Raw genomic sequence first — 16,809 nt, forward strand, 5'->3', positions numbered from 1 at the left:
CCGACACGGGACGCCTGCCCAACACGCTGAACGTCAGCATCGACGGCGCGCTCGGGCATGAACTCCTCGCCGCCGCACCCGGCCTCGCGGCCTCCACCGGCTCGGCCTGCCACAGCGGCACCCCCACCCCCTCGCCCGTCCTGACCGTCATGGGCCTCGATGCGGACCGCGCGCTCGGGGCTCTGCGGCTGTCCCTGGGCCGCTGGAGCACGCCCGAGGACATCGAGACGGCGGCAACCGCGCTGCTCAAGGCAGCTGCCGCGCTGTGAGAACGGGACCGTCGGCGCCTACGTGAGAGCGATGACGAGCAGGAGAGGTATGACCGGCACCACCTCAGCCGGAACCGGACCGTACGGCGGTGCCGAGGAGGTGGAATGAGGCAGGCGTGCGGGCGTCGGGAAACATGAAGTGGTCGAGCCGTTCGATGGTGAATCCGGACCGTTCGATCGACGCGGCCGTGTCGCGGCCGGTGTGACATCCTCCGGCCAGTCGCGGCCAGATGGCCGCGTCGAGCACGCGCTGGAAGCGGGCCAGACCAGGAGTGTCGGCCTGGACGTGTTCGAGGAAGCGCAACTGCCCGCCCGGTTTGAGGACCCGGTAGAACTCCCGCAGGGCCGCGTCCTGGTCGCGTACCGAGCACAGCACCAGCGACACGACGACCGCATTCGCGGTGGCGTCCTCGGCGGGGAGCTGCTCGGCGAGGCCGTCGACGACCTCGACCGGCACAGGCGCCTGGCCGGCGGCGGCGTGGGCGAGGCTTCGCAGGTGCGGCTCCGGTTCCACGGCCAGGACGCGGGTGACGGTGGTCGGGTAGTGCGGGAAGTTGAGCCCGTCGCCGGCACCGACCTCGATCACCTCGCCGGTGAGCCGGGCGAGCAGGGCTTGGCGGTGTTCGGCCATGCCGCCCCGCTCCATGGCCTTGCCCATCAGCGGGTAGAGCCGCGCGAAGAGTGGATGATGCACGCAGGTGCCGCGTCCCATGCCGGTCACCACCGCACCGGAAGCTCGGCCAGGCCGCCGGTGAGGGTGTCGCGCCGCATGGTCAACTCCTCCACGGCGTCGGCAAGTCGCAGCGTCGGCAGCCGTGTCACCAGCTGGGTGAACACCGCCTGCAGTTCGATGCGGGCCAGGGGTGCGCCGAGGCAGTAGCGTCCACCAGGGCCTGCCACTGCTCGGGATGGGGCAGCAACAGCAGTGCGCCCAGACCGATCTGGACCACCGTGGTCTCGTGCCCGGCGAACAGCAACGCAATCGACAGCCCGGCGGCTTCGTCGTCGGAGACGCCCTCGGTCGCGCACAGCCGGGAGATCACATCGTCACCGGGCTCGGCCCGCTTGCACTTGACCAGTTTCTGGCCGTAGCCGAACAGCTCGGCCAGCCCCCGTTCCGAGCAGGCGCGGTCGCGGATGTTGGCGGCGTCGGCGGTCCAGGCGCGGAACTGCTCGCGGTCCTCGTACGGCACGCCGAGCAGTTCGCAGATCACCAGGATCGGCAGCGGCACCGCCACCGCGGAGTGGAGGTCCCCCGGCGGCCCCTGCTTGGTCAGTTCGTCCAGCAGTCGCGCAGTTAGGGTCTCGACGCGCGGGTGCAGGGCCCGCAAGTGCTTGGGTGAGAAGTGCGGCTGCAGCAGCGACCGCATGCGTGCGTGGTCGGCCGCCTCGGTGGCGAAGTTGCCCAGCGGGTCGCCGAACAGGGCCGATTCCCCGGTGCGCGCCGCGGTCTCAGGGGCTGGATGGGACCGGCCGAGCCGGTTGTCGTCCAGCAGCCGCTGCACCTGCGTGTGGCCGGTGACCAGCCACGCCTCGTCCCCCACCGCGGTGCGTACTCGGTGCACCGTGCCCCGGGACTGCAACTCACGCAGCCGGGGCGCGGTCCGCAACGGATCCGTCTGCTCGAACGGCAACTGCGCCGCGATGGCCATGGCAACCCCCATGAGGTTTATTCGTCTTTGTACAAGCTCTCTTAAATAAGCTACTTGTATAGTCTGGCTTAAACAAGAGGAGGTGTGGTGTGGCCGCAGCCGGTCGACAGCCCGCTCGATCGACGTCAGCAGGGCAGCCTGAGCGTGTTCGGCGCATGCCCCGGGCGGAGCGGCGTGAGCAGATCCTTGACGCGGCTACCCGCGCCTTCGCCCGCACCGGCTTCGCCGCCACCGGTCTGGAGGACGTGGCCGCGGAGGCCGGCGTGAGCCACGTGATCCTCTACCGGCACTTCGCCTCGAAGAGCGACCTCTACCGCGCCGTACTCGACCGTGCCTGCACCCGGCTCGCCGAGACCGTCGGCACCGACGACTATGACGAGGACAGCGTCGCCGCGCTGCTGCGCGCCGCCGCGGCGGATCCAGACGGGTTCCGGCTTTTGTTCCGCCACGCCGCCCGCGAACCCGAGTTCCGCGATGTCATCGACAGCATCCGCTCCGCCTCGATGGAGATCGCCGCCCGCCACCTCGCCGACGCGATCCCGGACAGCCCCTGGCGGACCTGGGCGGCGCAGCTCGTGCCCGCCCTCACCCTCGAAGCGGTCATCATGTGGCTCGACACCGGCCAGCCCGAGCCCGGCCACGCCGCTGACCGCATCAGGCGGGCCATCCAAGGAGTCATCCAAGCCGCCCAGTAGATCCCTGAACAGCAGATCCACAGGATGTGGGTTCTTCGACGCCGGTGTCGCGGTCTGCAGCGTCAGTTGGCGCGTCGGCCTCGTCGATGCGAGCCCCGCCGTGATGGGTCGAGGGCTGGCACGTGGCGACAGGGAGACTCACCCGCCCACGCGCCTTGCACAGCTGGGAACGTCCGGGCGAAGCGTCCGACCGATCAGCCGGCGCCGCTGGCTCCATCGACTGCTGGGCCATATCCGTGAACAGCTCGCACCCAGAGCCCAGAGCGGTGACTCGCTCCCGCGTCTGATGGTGGGCCGTCCTGGAGCCGGCGGCGGCCAGAGGCGGAGATCGGCCTGTCTAGAAGCCCGCGCGTTCCTGGAGGACGGCGCGCTCGGCGGGGTTGGTGGTCAGTTCCAGCGCGAGCCGGTCCTCGGCGCGCGCCTGGTCGGGGTGGCCGAGTGCGCGCAGCAGGTCGGCGCGGGTGGCGTGGAACAGGTAGTAGCGATCGAGCTCCGTGGCGAGGTCGTCCACCTCCGCCAGCGCGGCCTGCGGGCCCTGTTTGTAGCGGAGGGCGATGGCCCGGTGCAGCCGCGTGACGGGGGAGGGGGCGAGGTGCAGCAGCATGTCGTACAGCAGCACGATCTGCTCCCAGTCGGTGTCCTCCCAGCGTGCGGCTTCCGCATGGCAGGCCACGATGGCGGCCTGGAGCTGGTACGGGCCCGGGTGCTGCCGCCTGATGGCGCGGGTCAGCAGGGCTGCGGCCGCCGTGATTGCTTCGTGGTCCCACAGGGAGCGGTCCTGGTCCTCAAGCCGGACCAGCGTGCCCTCGGGGGTGATGCGGGCGGCCGTACGGGCGCGGTGCAGCCGGATCAGCGCCAGCAGCCCCGCGGCCTCGGGCTCGGTCGGCATCAGCCGGTGCAGCAGGGCGGCCAGCCACTCGGCGTCGTCGGCGAGGTCGTGCGACTGCGCCTGCTCGGCGGTGGAGAGGTAGCCCTCGTTGAACAGCAGGTAGATCACGGCGAGGACTTGGGCGAGGCGGGTGCCCAGCTCTTCGTCGTCGGGAACGCGGTAGGGGATCCCGGCCTTGGTGATCTTCTGTTTGGCGCGGGTGATGCGCTGGGCAACGGTGGACTCCCGTACCAGGAACGCTCGGGCGATCTGCGCGGTGGTCAGCCCGCACACCACCCGCAGGGTGAGGGCGATCTGCGCCTCCTGGGTCAGCGCCGGATGGCAGCAGGTGAAGACCAGCCGCAACCGCTCGTCCGGCTCCGACCCCTCGGCCTCGTCCGGCGGCCACTGCAACTGCTGCAACTTGCGCCGGTAGTTCTCCTGACGCCGCAGCAGGTCGAGGCCGCGCCGCCGGGCCACCGTGAACAGCCAGGCGTCGGGCCGCTCTGGGATCCCCTCCACCGGCCAGTGCTTCAGCGCCACCAGCACGGCGTCCTGCACCAGGTCCTCCGCGGCGGAGAAGTCGCCGGTCACCTGGATCAGCGAAGCGGCCAGCCGGCCCGCGTGCTCCCGGACCACGCGGGCCAGCCGGTCATGCGACTCGGCCGCATCGTTGGACGGCGTCGTCACGTGGTTCTCACTCCATCGGGCTGATCTCTATGGGCCGGATCTCGACCACCGGGCAGCCGGGCCAGGTGCGCACCATGCGCAGCGCCTCATCGAGGTCGGCGACCTCGATCTCGGAGTATCCGCTGACGACCTCCTTGCCCTCGACGAACGGCCCGTCGACCACGACCGGCTCCCCGCTCTCCAGCCGCACGGTCGTCGCCGTCTCCGCATCCCGCAGCTTCTGCCCGCCCGTGATCTTGCCGGCGTGGGCGGTGAACCACTCGTTGACCCGCTCGAAGGCCCGTGCCCGCTCGGCCGGGCCCATCGCCTGCAACTCCCGGGCGAATTCCTCGGTCTCGACGAACAACAGCACGTACTTCATCAGGCGCCTCCCTGCCCCATCATGGCGGCCATCCGCCGCTCCATCTCCTCGGGCGCCACGTCCTCCACATGCGTGGCCACGGTCCACCAGTGCCCGTACGGGTCCACGATGGATCCGTCCCGGTCCCCATAGAACTGATCCTCCGGCGCCCGCTTGAGAGTGGCCCCCAGCTCCACGGCGCGTGCGACGACCGCGTCCACGTCTTCGACGTAGACGAACAGGAAGGCCGGGCTGCCGGGCAGGCCGCCGGCGGGCGGGGCCTCGGTCCCCAGCAGGGGCGAGGCGTCCTCGACGATGACGACCGAGTCCCCGATCTCGATCTCGGCGTGCACGATGGTCCCGCCCGGCCCCGGGAACCTCATCCGCTCAGTGGCCCCGAACACCTCGCCGTAGAACTCGAGCGCCTTGGCGGCGTCCTGGACGACCAGGCAGGGAGTGACCCTCCGGTAGGCGTCGGGGATCGGCTTGGGGGCGGCTGTCGGTGACATGGGCTCGTCTCCTTCGCTGGCTGTTACGCAGGGCCAGACGCGGCCCTGCTACCTAGAAGACGACTGGCGGGCCGGTGGATACGACAGGCACACCGAGTGGATTGTCATAGTCCGCGCGCACCCGGGATCCGCCGAGCCCGCCTCCCCGCAGGGCCGCGGCGCGGTGCTCGGCGAACCCGGCCAAGGGGATTGCGGTTGGACTCGTGAGTCCCGGCGTTCCCAGCAGGGCTGCCGCGCCACCCGGTGAGCATCCAGGGTGCTCAAGAGCTCGAACTGGCGAGAGTCGAAACTCCCGACCTGTATTTCTGCAGGTCAGGAGATTTTCCCGGAGTGCCCCCGGCGGGGGCGGAACATGGGAACGGGGGGAGCCGCTGGTCGGTGGGGGTGAGTTGGAGGTCCGGGCGGTGGTTCTGCTCAAGAAGTAGCGGGCTTGCCACGGGTTCGAGTCCCTGGCAGGAGCTTTAGCCAGCCCAATGCTGACTCTTCTGACGGGTCGTCAGGGGCGGATTGGCCCCTGCGGCGGGTCGCGGTGCCGCGTGGGCGGGACGCGCTCGATTCTTTTGCCCTGATGGATGCCAGCTCCTCGTGTACCGAGAACTGGCTGCCGGTGGGACCTCACCCGCGTTTGGGGAAATGCGCTGTCGCCTCAGCATTTGTATATACCCCACAAACCCTTGCCCGCTCTAGCCGTGGCTGCCCCCATGCGGCGCCGCAGGATGCGCGAAGTCTGATCGACGATGAGGACAAGCAACAGGAGAGCGATCATGAGGGTGGCTAGTTCCTGGTAGCGGAACAGCCGCATGGAGATGCCCAATGCCTGGCCGATTCCCCCAGCACCTACGAAACCGATGATCGCGGAGCTTCGGATGTTGCACTCCCACTGATAGAGCACGAGCGAAGCGATATCGCTGCGCGACTGCGGAATGATCGAAAAGGCCCCTACGGCCGCCCGCGACGCTCCTGTCACGCGCATGGCTTCGACCGGCCCGGGGTCAACCGCCTCCAGTTGCTCGGAGACAAGCTTGGCCAGCAGTCCGGTGCCGTGCAGGGAGATGGCGTAGACGCCTGCAGCTGGACCAAGACCGACGATGGCGACGAAGAGGAGCGCCCACAGCAGCTCGGGTACCGAGCGCAGCACCGTCGCGGTGAAGCGTGCACCGACGGCGAGCCAGGTCGGAGCTCCCATGTTGCCGGCCATGGTGACGGCCAGGCCGATGCCCAGGATGGTGCCGAAGAACAGTGCTGCGATGGAGATCTGCAGGGTCTCGACCACCGCCGCTCCCACCGAACGCAGTAGCTCCTCGTCGAGTTGAGGGGGGAAGAGGCCCGACGCAAGGTCCTTGGCTCCCGCCCAACCGGTTATGAGCGTCGAGAGGCTCACGCCGGTTCCGCGCAACGACCACGTCACGGCTGCGACAACGATGACTAGCAGGGCCCACCGGGTCTTGGTGCGCCTTGCGCCCAGTCCCAGGGCATCGGTTCGAGCTGTGCTCTGCAGGCTGCGATTGGACCTGTCCGGATGGTCCGAACCGTTCAGGGTTCCCATGCGTGGGTTCATGCGGGCACCACCGGTCCCTCGTAGATCTGGCGAGAGTCCTGGTCGGACAGGTCCGTGCCGTCAAAGCACAAATGTCCTTGCCGTAGGGCGATGACGCGCGGGAACTGTCGAGCGACCGCCAGATCGTGGGTCGTGACCAGCACCGTTGCTCCGGGGACGCCGCGCAGGGTACGAATCGCGGCCTGCGCGGTTACCGGGTCCAGACCGCTGGTCGGCTCGTCTGCGAGGACCAGCCGCGGTTCCGGGAGAACAGCGCGCAGTACAGCTATCCTCTGCCGCTGCCCGCCAGAGAGGTGTTCAACCCGGGCTCGCAGGTACGGGCCCATGCCCTGGTCATCGGCGAGTGAGGAGAGCCGCTCCTCATACCGTCGCGGGACTGCGCCTCGCAGGGCGGTGACCCACTCGCGCAAGCCCCATACCGCGGACGTACCGAGAATGGCGTTCGTCTGGGCCCGCAGGCCCGGGACGAGGCAGCTGTTTTGCCACAGGCTCCCGGTCCTGCGCCGAATGGTCCGCAGGGCTTTGGTGGACGCGAGATCCAAGCCGTCTACCCTGATGGTGCCTTCTTGCACGGGCACGGCGCCGAGCAGCGATCGCAACAGGGTCGTCTTGCCGGAGCCCGACGGACCGAGGAGTGCCACGTGTTCGCTCTCCTCGACCCTCAACGAGACGTTCGAAAGGGCGGGCGAACGCCGGTCCTTGAACGACACGAGCACATCTGCCATTTGTATCTGCATGTGATTCCCCCGGCTGTCAGCCTTCGGGCGGTGGTACCGGCCCGGTCAGCGGTCTGTCGTCAGCAGTCCGAGCTCCTTGGCGTGCTGCTTGACCGCTTCGTAGTCGGCAGGCGTCACCCGCTGGTATCCCTTTGCCTGCAGGAGGTTGAGTAGCTGAGGGTCTTTCATCCGGGTAAAGGCGGAGCTGATCGACTTCGCTGCCTTGCCACCCAGCTCTGAACGCATCACCCAGGGATAGCCCATGACTTTCTCGGTCTCGACGATCCTTAGGCGGCCCTTGGGGATGCTGCCTTCGCGCTCAAGTCGATGGAGGATGCGTACCTCGAGCCCGCCGGCGTCGGCGGAACCATTGGCTACCGCCTGAGCTGTGGCGTCATGGCCTCCGGTAAAGGAGATCTTCGAGAGAGGCGGGCATTGGGCGAGTGTTGAGGTGGAGCACTTGGCTCCTGCGGCATCGAGCATGACGCGAGGGTAGAGGCTCCCTGAAGTGGAGCTGACATCGCCGAACGCGAACTTTCCCTTGGCTTCCAGCAGGTCCTTCGTGTTCTTGTACGGGGCATCGTCGCGTACGACAATGCCCGACAAGTACTCCTTGGAGCCGGTCTCTCGATCGACCTCCGTGACCAACGGCGTTACTCCCACCTGCTCTTGGGCCTGTACGTACGTGAGACCGCCGAGATACGCAACATCGATCTTGTGCGCTGCCAGCGCTGTGACGACCCCCGCGTAGTCGGTTGCGACAAACAACTCGACCTTCGTATCGAGCTCTTTCGCGAGGTACTCCTTGAGTGGCTCGTACCTCAGGCGCTGCTTGTCCGGTGCCACATTGGGGATAATGCCCACGCGTAGCTCTTCTGGTACTCCTTGTTCATTTTTCTGGGTTGCATCAGCGGCACTGCATGCGGATATGAGTGAGATGGCGATGAGGCAGATGAGCAGACGGATCCGTTTCACTTTCGTTGCCCCCGTTGGCGAAGATGAAGACGATGATCGATCGTTAATACCAAGGTAGGCTATTCGCTGTTATCGACGTAGCGTCACCCGAGCACGATAACGCGTTGTCCGGGCTGGCTCAGTGGTTCACGGCACTTCAGCTGAGGGTTGAAGATCCTCAAGGCTCCGATCTTGTGGGGCTGGATTTGCTGATGCCTGAAGCGGATCCCGCCGCTCCGGCTTGACCTTCGAGTCGGGGTGAAGGTCTAGCATCGAAGAATGACCTCCTATCGGATCTCGCAGGTAGCGGAACGCTGTGGGCTACCGGCGACGACGCTCCGCTTCTACGAGGATCAAGGCCTTCTCGCGCCGCGGCGGACCCCGTCCGGTTATCGCCTCTATGGCGACGAGACGGTTGAGCGCTTGAAGTTCATCAAGGCGGCGAAACGTGTCGGCCTGTCCTTGGACGACATCCGGGAAATCCTGCCGGTCTGGGATCACGGCGGGTGTCCCGAGGTTCGAGACGTGCTGCGGCCGCTGATCGAGGCACGGCTTGCGGACACAGATGAGCACGTGGGTGAGTTGCGGGCTTTCGCCGCTCATCTCACTCGCGCACGTCAGAAGCTCGACGCCATTGCCCCCGGTGCTGGACCGTGCAGCTCCTCGTGCGAGTTCGTGGACTCGGAGGAACCGCAGCTTCTGCAGATCACTGACGCACCCGTGGGCCGGCCTGGACCAGTAGAGGGCGGGGTACGGGTCGCCTGCTCGCTCGATGGCGACGGGCAAGCCGGACGGGTCGAGGAGTGGCGGCGTCTGCTGTCCGAGACGATTGATCATGTAAGGCTCGCCAACGGCGTACGGGTGTCTCTCCCTATGCATACGGCAGGCCGTGTCGCTGAACTGGCGGCAGCTGAGCTGCAGTGCTGCCCCTTCTTCGAGTTCAGCCTTCAACTGGGCGGTGAGCGACTGCACTTGGAGGTCAGGGGACCTGCAGAGGCGGCCGGTCTTATCGAGGAGTACTTCGTTTCCCCCTGACCAGCGACATGACATGGGGTCAACGAGGCTGTTGCCTCGAGGTGTTCACCCAGCTGCCGGGTCATGTGCAGTCAGCCCTTGATACGGATTTCGCCAGGGCCTCAGCAGCCTGTTCGACTTCGTCGGTTGTCGTCCACCGGCCGAGTGTGAGACGGAGCGCTGCGAGTGCCTGCTCCTTGGGAACCCCCATGGCGGACAGCACGACGGACGGCGTGACGTCACCTTCGTGGCAGGCGGATCCGGTCGAAGCAGCGACGGAAGGTGTAGAGGCGAGGAGTTCTGAGCCGCTCGTGCCCTCGATGCTGATGTTGAGGGTGTTGGGAAGCCGCAGCGTGGGATGTCCATTCAGGCGTACGCGGTCGCCCAGATGACGGGTGAGGCGAGATTGGAGGAGATCCCGCAGGCGCGCCAGCCGTCCGTTGTCGACGAGCTCGGGATCGGTCAGGAGGCGACAGGCTTCGCCCAGCGCCACGATCGATGCGACGTTCTCCGTTCCGCCTCGCAGGCCGCCCTCTTGACCGCCCCCATAGACGGCGGGTTCGAGGACGAGGCCCTCGCGGACAAAGAGGGCACCAACTCCCTTCGGAGCATGGATCTTGTGCCCGGTGACGGTGGCGAGATCGACGCCAAGCCCACGTACGGAACAAGGGATCTTTCCCAGAGACTGAGACGCGTCGGTGTGCATCAAAGCGCCGTGCTCGTGCGCCACCGCGGTGAGCTCGGCGATGGGCTGGATGGTGCCGGTCTCGTTGTTGGCGTGCATGATCGAGACGAGCACGGTGTCTTCGGCCAGTTCGGCTGCCAGCGCCGCTGGCGCCACGAGACCGTGCCGATCCACGGGGAGTTCGGTGATCCGAAAGCCGTGCAGGCGTCGCAGACTCTCATACACTGCCAGGACAGCAGGGTGTTCGGTCTGCTGCGTGATGATGTGCCGGCCGCGGTGGCGGCGGGCGAGGGCAGCGCCGCGGATCGCGAGCGTGTCCCCGTCCGACCCGCCGCCCGTGAACACGATCTCTCTTGGCGTGCACTGAAGCACGGCGGCCGCTGATGACCGCGCCGCGGCGATGGCGTCCCGGGGCGCGCTCCCGTAGGCGTGGCTGCTGGACGGATTCCCGAAGTACTCACCAAGGTAGGGCAGGGATGCCCGGATGACGCGTGGATCGACGGGAGTTGTCGCGTTGTAGTCGAGATAGATGGGGTCGGGTGCCGGGTGCGGGTGTCCGCGGGGAGCCTCTGAGCGCATCAGACCAGTGCTTTCTCCTCGTCGGTACGCACTTCTGGACCCCGACGCCGCTGGCGCCTCTGGAAGAAGGCCATGGGAATGACGAGCGCCATGATCACCGCAGCGACGCTGATCGTCTTGAGGCCCCACTGCATCCCGCCGACGATGAGCAGGACGGTGTTGAAGAGCAGCAGGGCGACAGCGATTGCGTTGAACGTCCGAGGTGCCGAGAGGCGGCGGCCTTCCGCGTGCTCACGTCGGCGGAACACGATGTAGGCGATGGGCATGAGGATGAAGACGATGATGTACCCGAAGTTGGCCGAGGCCACCACATCGACGACATTGGTGCCGAAAACCAGGACTAGCCCGAGCACGATGGGTATGTCCCACAACAGGGAGCCGACGGGTACGCCGCGTCGGTTGGTCCAGGACAGGCGTGCCGGCAGATATCCGTCGACGGTCATCTGGAAGATGATGCGCGAAGAGCCGACCACGAACGCCTGCGCTCCGAGGATCAGACCCGCTGCCAGCATCAGGCCGACCATGGTCGCGCCGGCACCGCCGAAGACGAGTTCCGCAGCCTGCAGGAAGACGACGCTGGGATCGGCTGCCAGCCCGCGGCTGCCGACGAGCGCGGTGAGAAGGATGGGGATGAAGCCGAAGGCGACGAAGCAGGTCAGGCCCGCGATGACGACCATGCGTTGGTTGTGCTCCTGTGGCTTGCGCATCTCGGCCACGATGCTGAAGGCCATCTCCGCGCCGTAGGCGGACCATGCCGCGACGAAGGCCCACTTGGCCAGCAATATCCATGTGCCGGCTCCTGCCCAGGACTCTTCCGGCACACCGAGCGGGAGCAGCTTGCCGAAGTCCAACAGGTGCGAATTGAAGAGCAATCCTGCAGTCATGATGAGCAGCGGCGCGACGGCAACCACGGCGACAGCCGCGGCGCACCGAGCACTGATGCGCAACCCGAGCGCGTTGACGATGTAGAGGATCGCCGCGATACCCACGACCAGCGGGATCACCGGCACGCTCTGGAGCACGGTGGCCTTGAGATACTCGGCCGCCAGGATGAGGTTCACGGCGATACCGGGAGTCCAGGCGAACCAGTACCCCCAACTGGAGAGTGCGCCGAGGATCGGTATCCGGTCGCCGATGACGGCGTGGGTGTAGGTGGCCGCCCCGCCCGATCGGTTGGGCATGCGTACGGCGAGATGCCCCAGCAATACGCACTGGATGCCCCCGACCAGAGCTGTCACGAGCCAGACGATGATGGAGGCGTTTCCGATCTCTTCCGCCATCGGGCCCAAGGAGACGCAGACGAGGAGCGCGGTTCCGACTGCGAGGAGTACGCCGGTCCGCCATGTCACGGTGCGTGGGAGCTGCTTGCCTGTACGGGGACGTGCTGCATCGAGTTGTTGGGTCACAGTGGTTCCCTTCGGATGCTTTCCTGCGCAAGTGCCTGAGGCGGGACCGATTTACAGGGCGTCGGTCGCCACCGTGAGATTCACCCGGGCCTGCTCGGGAACCGTTCTGCGCAGGTGACCGCGGACCACTTCCCGTATGCGTTGGTTCACGTAGCGCGCCATTGGTTCATGTGCCAAGGCGGAGATGGGCGTTGAGCTCTCGGTGGGAATGAACTCGCCGGCTGGGGAGGGGATGGCGAGGACGAGCTGGTCGGGGGAGTGGAGGTCGATATGGACGGAGGAGTCGGCATCCGATACCGCCCTGCGGAGCTCGACTGCCGTGAGTGCTCCCGGGGCCTCAGGGATCAACAAGCGGTTGGGGATGCCGTGGACACGCAGGGGCTCGCGCGCGTTGACTGGGAGAGCGGCCAACGGGTCGTGAGCGGGCAGGTCTTGCCAGGCGAGAGCGGTTACCGGCGGGCCCGGATCGGACGGGTCGACGTGCAGGACGACGTCGTAGCGGTAGCGACTGAGTTCGGTGTCGGCCTGCAACGTTTTGGCGTGGACCGACATGCGGACCGGGCGGGCAGCTCGGGCGGCGATGTCGGCGATGAGTCGTGGGTCAGCGAGCAGTTCCTCTTCGCGATCGGTCCTCTGACGCACACGCTGGTCGAGTTCGTCGCCCTCCAGGCCCGGTTCGGCGGAGAGCTCGAGCCACCGGCAGTAATGGTCAAGCAGTCCGGCATGGCGGATGTCTCCGACGAAGACGCGTCCGCCCGGCTGGACGAGGTCGATGGCGTCGGCGAGGACCTTCCTGAAGTAGGCCGCGTGGGGGAAGTGCTGGGTGAGCGAGTTGAGTACGACGCAATCCGGACGGCCATCGGGACCGGCGACGCTGTCCAGGGCATCCTGGACGACCTTGGTGTGCGCTTCGTGCGCTGCGGCTCGTACCAGTGCTTCGTTGGGCTTTACCGCTCTGCGTAGACGATCAACTGCAAACGAGGAGACGTCCGTACCGACGTAGCTTGCCACCTGCCCTCGGAGCCGGTGGAAGAGCAGTCCGGTGCCGCATCCCAGCTCCAGTACATGCCGTGGCCGGCCTCGGAGGATGAGTTCGACCGTGCGGTCGATCCACTCGGTCATGTGACTGGTGGCAAACGGCTGGCCCGAGTCCGAGGCACGCCAGCCGGAGAGGTCCAGGTTCTCAGCGTGGTGGCCGTCGCCACGCTCGTAGACGAGGTCGTAGAGCTCGCCCCAGTTCTCCAAGTACTCCCGGAGTAATGCGCCGGGCTCCGGTTCCACAGCCAGGAGCGACGGGTCCGGCCAGATACACAGGCCCCCATCGGCGTTGGGGCGGACCTCCGAGACCCATGGGTGTGCAGCGATGGTGGCAGCGACCTGCTCAAGCGACATGACTTCCCCCTGTTTCCCTGCGGGTGGTGGCGTTCTGTCAGCTCGTTCGACGATTCGTGGCGGACCCCGCAGGGGGTGTCTGTGCTGCGAACGGATTGGGCAGCGCGGCGTAATTGACCTTGCCGTTCGCGGTGACGGGGAAGGCCTTCGTATAGACGAAGCGGGTCGGCAGCATGTAGGCGGGCAGATGGGCCCGCAGGGCCGCTGTGAGCTGTTGTGGCGGTGGAGGAGAGGTGCGTGCCTGGGGGACGATGTGGGCGGCTAGTCGGAGCAGTCCGTCCGGACATCGGTGTGCGGCGGCGATACATCGGCGGACGGAGGGGTGGCGGTTGAGAACGGAGTCGATCTCCCCGAGTTCGATCCGGTAGCCGCGGATCTTGACCTGCCGGTCGACGCGTCCCAGGAACTCGATGGTTCCGTCGGGCTGCCAGCGGCCCATGTCCCCGGTGCGGTAAAGCCGTTCGCCCATGACGGGGTGGTTGATGAACCGTGCTGTGGTCTCCCGGGGATTCCCGATGTACTCGCGCGCCAGCCCTTCGCCACCGATGTGCAGTTCGCCGGGCAACCCGACGGGGCAGGGAGCGCCGTCCTCGTCCAGCACGTGGAAGGACTGCCCGCGTAGCGCGCGGCCGTAGGGGATGCTCGCCCAGTTCGGATCGACCTTGTCGATGGGAAAGCAGATGGACCAGATCGAGGCCTCGGTGGCACCGCCCAGGCTGACGATCTCGGCTTGAGGGGCCAGGGCGCGGAGCCGATCGGGCAGGGACACCGGGATCCAGTCGCCCGACAACAAAACGAGACGCAGATGGGCGAGCGCTGCCTCGGCGACCGCAGGCGCTGCTTCGGCTTGTTCGACCAGCATCTCCATGAGCGCTGGTGCCGTATTCCAGATGGTGACCTGGTGCTGCTGCATCGTCTCGAGCCAGTGCTCCGGATCTCCGGCACGCGCAGCATCGGGCAGTACCAGCGCACCGCCCGCACCGAGCACACCGAAGATGTCGTACACAGAGAGGTCGAAGCTGAGTGCGGAGAGGCTGAGGACGCGGTCGTGCGCGCCGACACCGAACCGGTCGGTGATGTCGTCGACGGTGTTCCGAGCCGTCCAGTGCTCTATGGCGACTCCCTTCGGGACGCCCGTAGAACCCGAGGTGAAGATGACATAGGCCAGTTCTTCAGGAGCCGGGTTGACGCGCGATGACGTCCGCGGTCCCCGTCCCGTCGCAGCGAGCCGCCCCGCACGGTCGAGGACGCGCACCCGCACGTAGTTCGGCCACGTGACGGTGGTGTCCTCCGTGGCCAGAGCATGCCGGATGCCCGCTTGGGCGCACACCGAGGCGATCCGTTCGGCCGGCCATGCCGGATCGATGGGAACGTAACCGGCTCCGGAGGCAGAGATACCGAGAACAGCGGCGATCTGCGCGTCGCCCTTCGCTGCGGCGATTGCTACGAGACTCCCGGGGCCGATACCGATCGCGTTGAGGGCAGCGGCCGTCTCGGCAGCTCGCTCTGCGAGCTCGCCGTGCGTGACCGGTGTGAACGTGCCGACCAGCGCCGGCTGCTGAGGCGAACGGGCTGAGGCCTGCCGCCAGGGCGCATCGAGGTGAGGTCCCGCGCCAGGGAACGGCGTGCACTCGAGCTTGGTGGCCGCGTGGAATCCGGGGTCCCAGCCCAGAACGCTACTTGACCAAGCGTCAGAGTCGTTGGCGAGGCGCCCCAGTAGGTGCAGATAAGCGGCGAACATCCCGGCGAGCAGTTCGTCGGACGGCGAGCCGGCGGCGATGTGCCAGTCGATGCGGAGGCCGGACTCATCCAACGCGTGGGTGTGCTTGAGCTGGAGCGAGACCTCAGAGGCGGCCGAGGGGGCACGGTCCGGATCGCCGATGGGTTCGACAAGATCGACGAGGACCGCCGAGTCCGCTGCGGGAGACAGCCCGATGTCGCTGAGCCCTTGATCGACGGCGGTGGCGTAGTGGGTAAAGCCACCCCACTGCTGCCAGTCCAGTTTGGGCAGCGTGACTGAGGTGGTGACGCCAGGAGCGACGTCAGTGCCAGGGCTGTGGCGCCGGTCGATGTCCGCCAAAGTAGGAGCCTCGCCCGACCACCGCGCCACCGTCAGGGCGAGGGCGGCCAGGAGCGCGCCTGAAGTGCTGACATGTACCAGGGAACACCGAGCGGATAAGGCGGACCACGTCTCGCTCGTGAGCGTCCCCGATGCGTGACGTCCTGTCGTCGAGGGGTCGTGGCCGGCCGCTGAGCCCTTGGCCGCCGACTCGGCGACCTCTTCACCGGGGCCGCCAACGGCGGTTGTCGCGCCGACCAGTTCGGCAGCCACGGAGGCCACGGTCGCGTCACCGAAGAAAGACGACAGAGGGATATCGATACCTGTCAGGTCCTGAAGCCTGCGACGGAGTCGCACAACCGTGAAGGACTCCAGTCCGAGGTCGGCCAGCGAAGTGTGCGGTTGGTCCTCGGATCCGTCCATTGCGAGGACGTCGTCAACACATGACGCAACGTCAGTTATTGCCTGGCGCGCCTCCGACTTCGCTTCCCCCATGATCCCTCCAGCGACTGTGGTGGTCGTGCGCATGGAGCCTCGAACATTGCCAGATTCGAACTTACAGTGTCAATAAGAATTAGTTCTGTTGATCGAATGCGGAGGGTGTCGTTCGAGACCGACAGATCGAGCTCTTCCGGATTTACAGATTCCGGATTAGTGAATTCCGAGGTCAGGCCGTGATCGCTGATTATTGCGGAGAAAGGTTTGACCTCGGCGCACTTGAGTTGGTAGCTTGCGGAATTCGAATACAGTGTAAGTCTGTCTCTCCTTCGGGGGAGAAGGGAGGGCTGCGCAGTTGACGTTGACCGTTGACGAGGTCATGGCCCGGCGAGAGCTGCCGGAACCGACAGAGCGAGTGATCTTCCAGGTCGAAGACCTCTACGGCCTCAGCAAGGGAACCGCACGGTTCCCCCTGAACGAGACCGAGTCGATCGACACCGGGCAGATGTGCCTCATGACCGACCCGAAGTCCAGCGCCACGACGAACATGGGCGTGGTGGACTTCGAGTCCCGGAAGATGCGTGTCCGCTACGGAGTCCAGGTCGTCTTCCCCGGACTGCATGAGCTGGTGATGAGCGGCAAGCACGACCTGAGCCTGCTCGGGCCGGTCCGTGCGGTGGCAACCGACGAGTGCACCCTCACGGGCGAGCTCAACGGCTGGCGGGCCCTCGGATGCCTGGAGCTGCTTCCCGGTTCCTTGTGGGCCGGCGCAAAAGGTGGTTGAGACGGCCGCATAACCTCCAGTCTGGGGGACACGCTGGCCGCCCTGAAGGACGGCAAACCGGTTCGCGTCGGTTACGAGACGACATTCCTGATCAAGTGGCCTGAGCACCTGGGCGGTGGCGACATCACCATCGCTTTCGAAGGTGCCATGGCGGTCGTGCCTGTTATGTCGACCGCGTAACAGGCAGTCCGTGCAGCACAA

Annotated in this window: 15 protein-coding genes and 2 pseudogenes; 4 read left to right on the forward strand and 13 right to left on the reverse strand. The window is 66.7% G+C overall.

Annotated elements, in window-relative coordinates; genetic code table 11:
• Positions 1–269: pseudogene (locus ABD357_RS03410) on the forward strand (cysteine desulfurase NifS); the annotation flags it as partial.
• Between the two features lie 64 nt (positions 270–333).
• Here ABD357_RS03410 and ABD357_RS03415 read toward each other — a convergent pair.
• Complete coding sequence (locus ABD357_RS03415; protein WP_344387389.1) at positions 334–981, reverse strand: class I SAM-dependent methyltransferase; 648 nt, start codon at positions 979–981, stop codon at positions 334–336.
• A gap of 106 nt (positions 982–1,087) precedes the next feature.
• Entirely contained in the window at positions 1,088–1,921 is an 834-nt protein-coding gene (locus ABD357_RS03420) for a cytochrome P450 family protein (protein ID WP_344387390.1), read from the reverse strand.
• A gap of 155 nt (positions 1,922–2,076) precedes the next feature.
• Here ABD357_RS03420 and ABD357_RS03425 point away from each other — a divergent pair, with 155 nt between their 5' ends.
• Positions 2,077–2,616 (forward strand): TetR/AcrR family transcriptional regulator, encoded by a 540-nt coding sequence (locus ABD357_RS03425; RefSeq protein WP_344387391.1) that lies wholly within the window; start codon positions 2,077–2,079, stop codon positions 2,614–2,616.
• Between the two features lie 337 nt (positions 2,617–2,953).
• Here ABD357_RS03425 and ABD357_RS03430 read toward each other — a convergent pair whose 3' ends face one another.
• The 6 genes from ABD357_RS03430 to phnD all read right to left on the reverse strand — a co-directional run bounded on the left by ABD357_RS03430 (position 2,954) and on the right by phnD (position 8,272).
• Positions 2,954–4,174 (reverse strand): RNA polymerase sigma factor, encoded by a 1,221-nt coding sequence (locus ABD357_RS03430; RefSeq protein WP_344387393.1) that lies wholly within the window; start codon positions 4,172–4,174, stop codon positions 2,954–2,956.
• A gap of 7 nt (positions 4,175–4,181) precedes the next feature.
• Positions 4,182–4,535, reverse strand: coding sequence for a YciI family protein (locus tag ABD357_RS03435; RefSeq protein ID WP_344387394.1), 354 nt, complete (start codon positions 4,533–4,535; stop codon positions 4,182–4,184).
• Positions 4,535–5,023, reverse strand: coding sequence for a VOC family protein (locus tag ABD357_RS03440; protein ID WP_344387395.1), 489 nt, complete (start codon positions 5,021–5,023; stop codon positions 4,535–4,537). The genes ABD357_RS03435 and ABD357_RS03440 overlap by 1 nt, the downstream gene beginning before the upstream one ends.
• A 646-nt stretch (positions 5,024–5,669) precedes the next feature.
• The gene (gene phnE / locus ABD357_RS03445) at positions 5,670–6,569 is read right to left on the reverse strand and encodes a phosphonate ABC transporter, permease protein PhnE (RefSeq protein WP_344387396.1); all 900 of its coding nucleotides are present in this window, start codon (positions 6,567–6,569) and stop codon (positions 5,670–5,672) included.
• Between the two features lie 8 nt (positions 6,570–6,577).
• Positions 6,578–7,306, reverse strand: coding sequence for an ATP-binding cassette domain-containing protein (locus ABD357_RS03450; protein WP_344387398.1), 729 nt, complete (start codon positions 7,304–7,306; stop codon positions 6,578–6,580).
• A gap of 57 nt (positions 7,307–7,363) precedes the next feature.
• A complete protein-coding gene (phnD, locus tag ABD357_RS03455) occupies positions 7,364–8,272 on the reverse strand; it encodes a phosphate/phosphite/phosphonate ABC transporter substrate-binding protein (RefSeq protein WP_344387399.1) in 909 nt (302 codons plus the stop codon).
• A gap of 258 nt (positions 8,273–8,530) precedes the next feature.
• Here phnD and ABD357_RS03460 point away from each other — a divergent pair, with 258 nt between their 5' ends.
• Positions 8,531–9,286, forward strand: coding sequence for a heavy metal-responsive transcriptional regulator (locus ABD357_RS03460; RefSeq protein WP_344387400.1), 756 nt, complete (start codon positions 8,531–8,533; stop codon positions 9,284–9,286).
• 61 nt (positions 9,287–9,347) lie between these two features.
• On the opposite strand, the gene ABD357_RS03465 is transcribed toward ABD357_RS03460, so the two are convergent.
• The 5 genes and pseudogenes from ABD357_RS03465 to ABD357_RS44510 all read right to left on the reverse strand — a co-directional run.
• Positions 9,348–10,529 (reverse strand): cysteine desulfurase family protein, encoded by a 1,182-nt coding sequence (locus ABD357_RS03465; protein WP_344387401.1) that lies wholly within the window; start codon positions 10,527–10,529, stop codon positions 9,348–9,350.
• A complete protein-coding gene (locus ABD357_RS03470) occupies positions 10,529–11,878 on the reverse strand; it encodes an APC family permease (RefSeq protein ID WP_344387402.1) in 1,350 nt (449 codons plus the stop codon). The genes ABD357_RS03465 and ABD357_RS03470 overlap by 1 nt, the downstream gene beginning before the upstream one ends.
• 108 nt (positions 11,879–11,986) lie before the next feature.
• Positions 11,987–13,327, reverse strand: coding sequence for a class I SAM-dependent methyltransferase (locus ABD357_RS03475; RefSeq protein WP_344387403.1), 1,341 nt, complete (start codon positions 13,325–13,327; stop codon positions 11,987–11,989).
• A gap of 37 nt (positions 13,328–13,364) precedes the next feature.
• Positions 13,365–15,659, reverse strand: coding sequence for an amino acid adenylation domain-containing protein (locus ABD357_RS03480; RefSeq protein WP_344387405.1), 2,295 nt, complete (start codon positions 15,657–15,659; stop codon positions 13,365–13,367).
• Positions 15,660–15,914: pseudogene (locus ABD357_RS44510) on the reverse strand (acyl carrier protein); the annotation flags it as partial.
• A gap of 265 nt (positions 15,915–16,179) precedes the next feature.
• Here ABD357_RS44510 and ABD357_RS03485 point away from each other — a divergent pair.
• A complete protein-coding gene (locus ABD357_RS03485; protein WP_344387406.1) occupies positions 16,180–16,608 on the forward strand; it encodes a hypothetical protein in 429 nt (142 codons plus the stop codon).
• Positions 16,609–16,809 lie beyond the last annotated feature (201 nt).

Origin of the sequence: Streptomyces vastus, assembly GCF_039532825.1 — a bacterium.
Taxonomy (GTDB): domain Bacteria; phylum Actinomycetota; class Actinomycetes; order Streptomycetales; family Streptomycetaceae; genus Streptomyces; species Streptomyces vastus.

Coding starts and splice junctions, on each gene's coding strand:
- ABD357_RS03450 (WP_344387398.1), bottom strand. CDS start 7,306: ATGGCAGATGTGCTCGTGTCGTTCAAGGACCGGCGTTCGCCCGCCCTT.
- ABD357_RS03415 (WP_344387389.1), bottom strand. CDS start 981: ATGGGACGCGGCACCTGCGTGCATCATCCACTCTTCGCGCGGCTCTAC.
- ABD357_RS03465 (WP_344387401.1), bottom strand. CDS start 10,529: ATGCGCTCAGAGGCTCCCCGCGGACACCCGCACCCGGCACCCGACCCC.
- ABD357_RS03475 (WP_344387403.1), bottom strand. CDS start 13,327: ATGTCGCTTGAGCAGGTCGCTGCCACCATCGCTGCACACCCATGGGTC.
- ABD357_RS03420 (WP_344387390.1), bottom strand. CDS start 1,921: ATGGCCATCGCGGCGCAGTTGCCGTTCGAGCAGACGGATCCGTTGCGG.
- phnE (WP_344387396.1), bottom strand. CDS start 6,569: ATGGGAACCCTGAACGGTTCGGACCATCCGGACAGGTCCAATCGCAGC.
- ABD357_RS03425 (WP_344387391.1), top strand. CDS start 2,077: ATGCCCCGGGCGGAGCGGCGTGAGCAGATCCTTGACGCGGCTACCCGC.
- ABD357_RS03440 (WP_344387395.1), bottom strand. CDS start 5,023: ATGTCACCGACAGCCGCCCCCAAGCCGATCCCCGACGCCTACCGGAGG.
- ABD357_RS03460 (WP_344387400.1), top strand. CDS start 8,531: ATGACCTCCTATCGGATCTCGCAGGTAGCGGAACGCTGTGGGCTACCG.
- ABD357_RS03435 (WP_344387394.1), bottom strand. CDS start 4,535: ATGAAGTACGTGCTGTTGTTCGTCGAGACCGAGGAATTCGCCCGGGAG.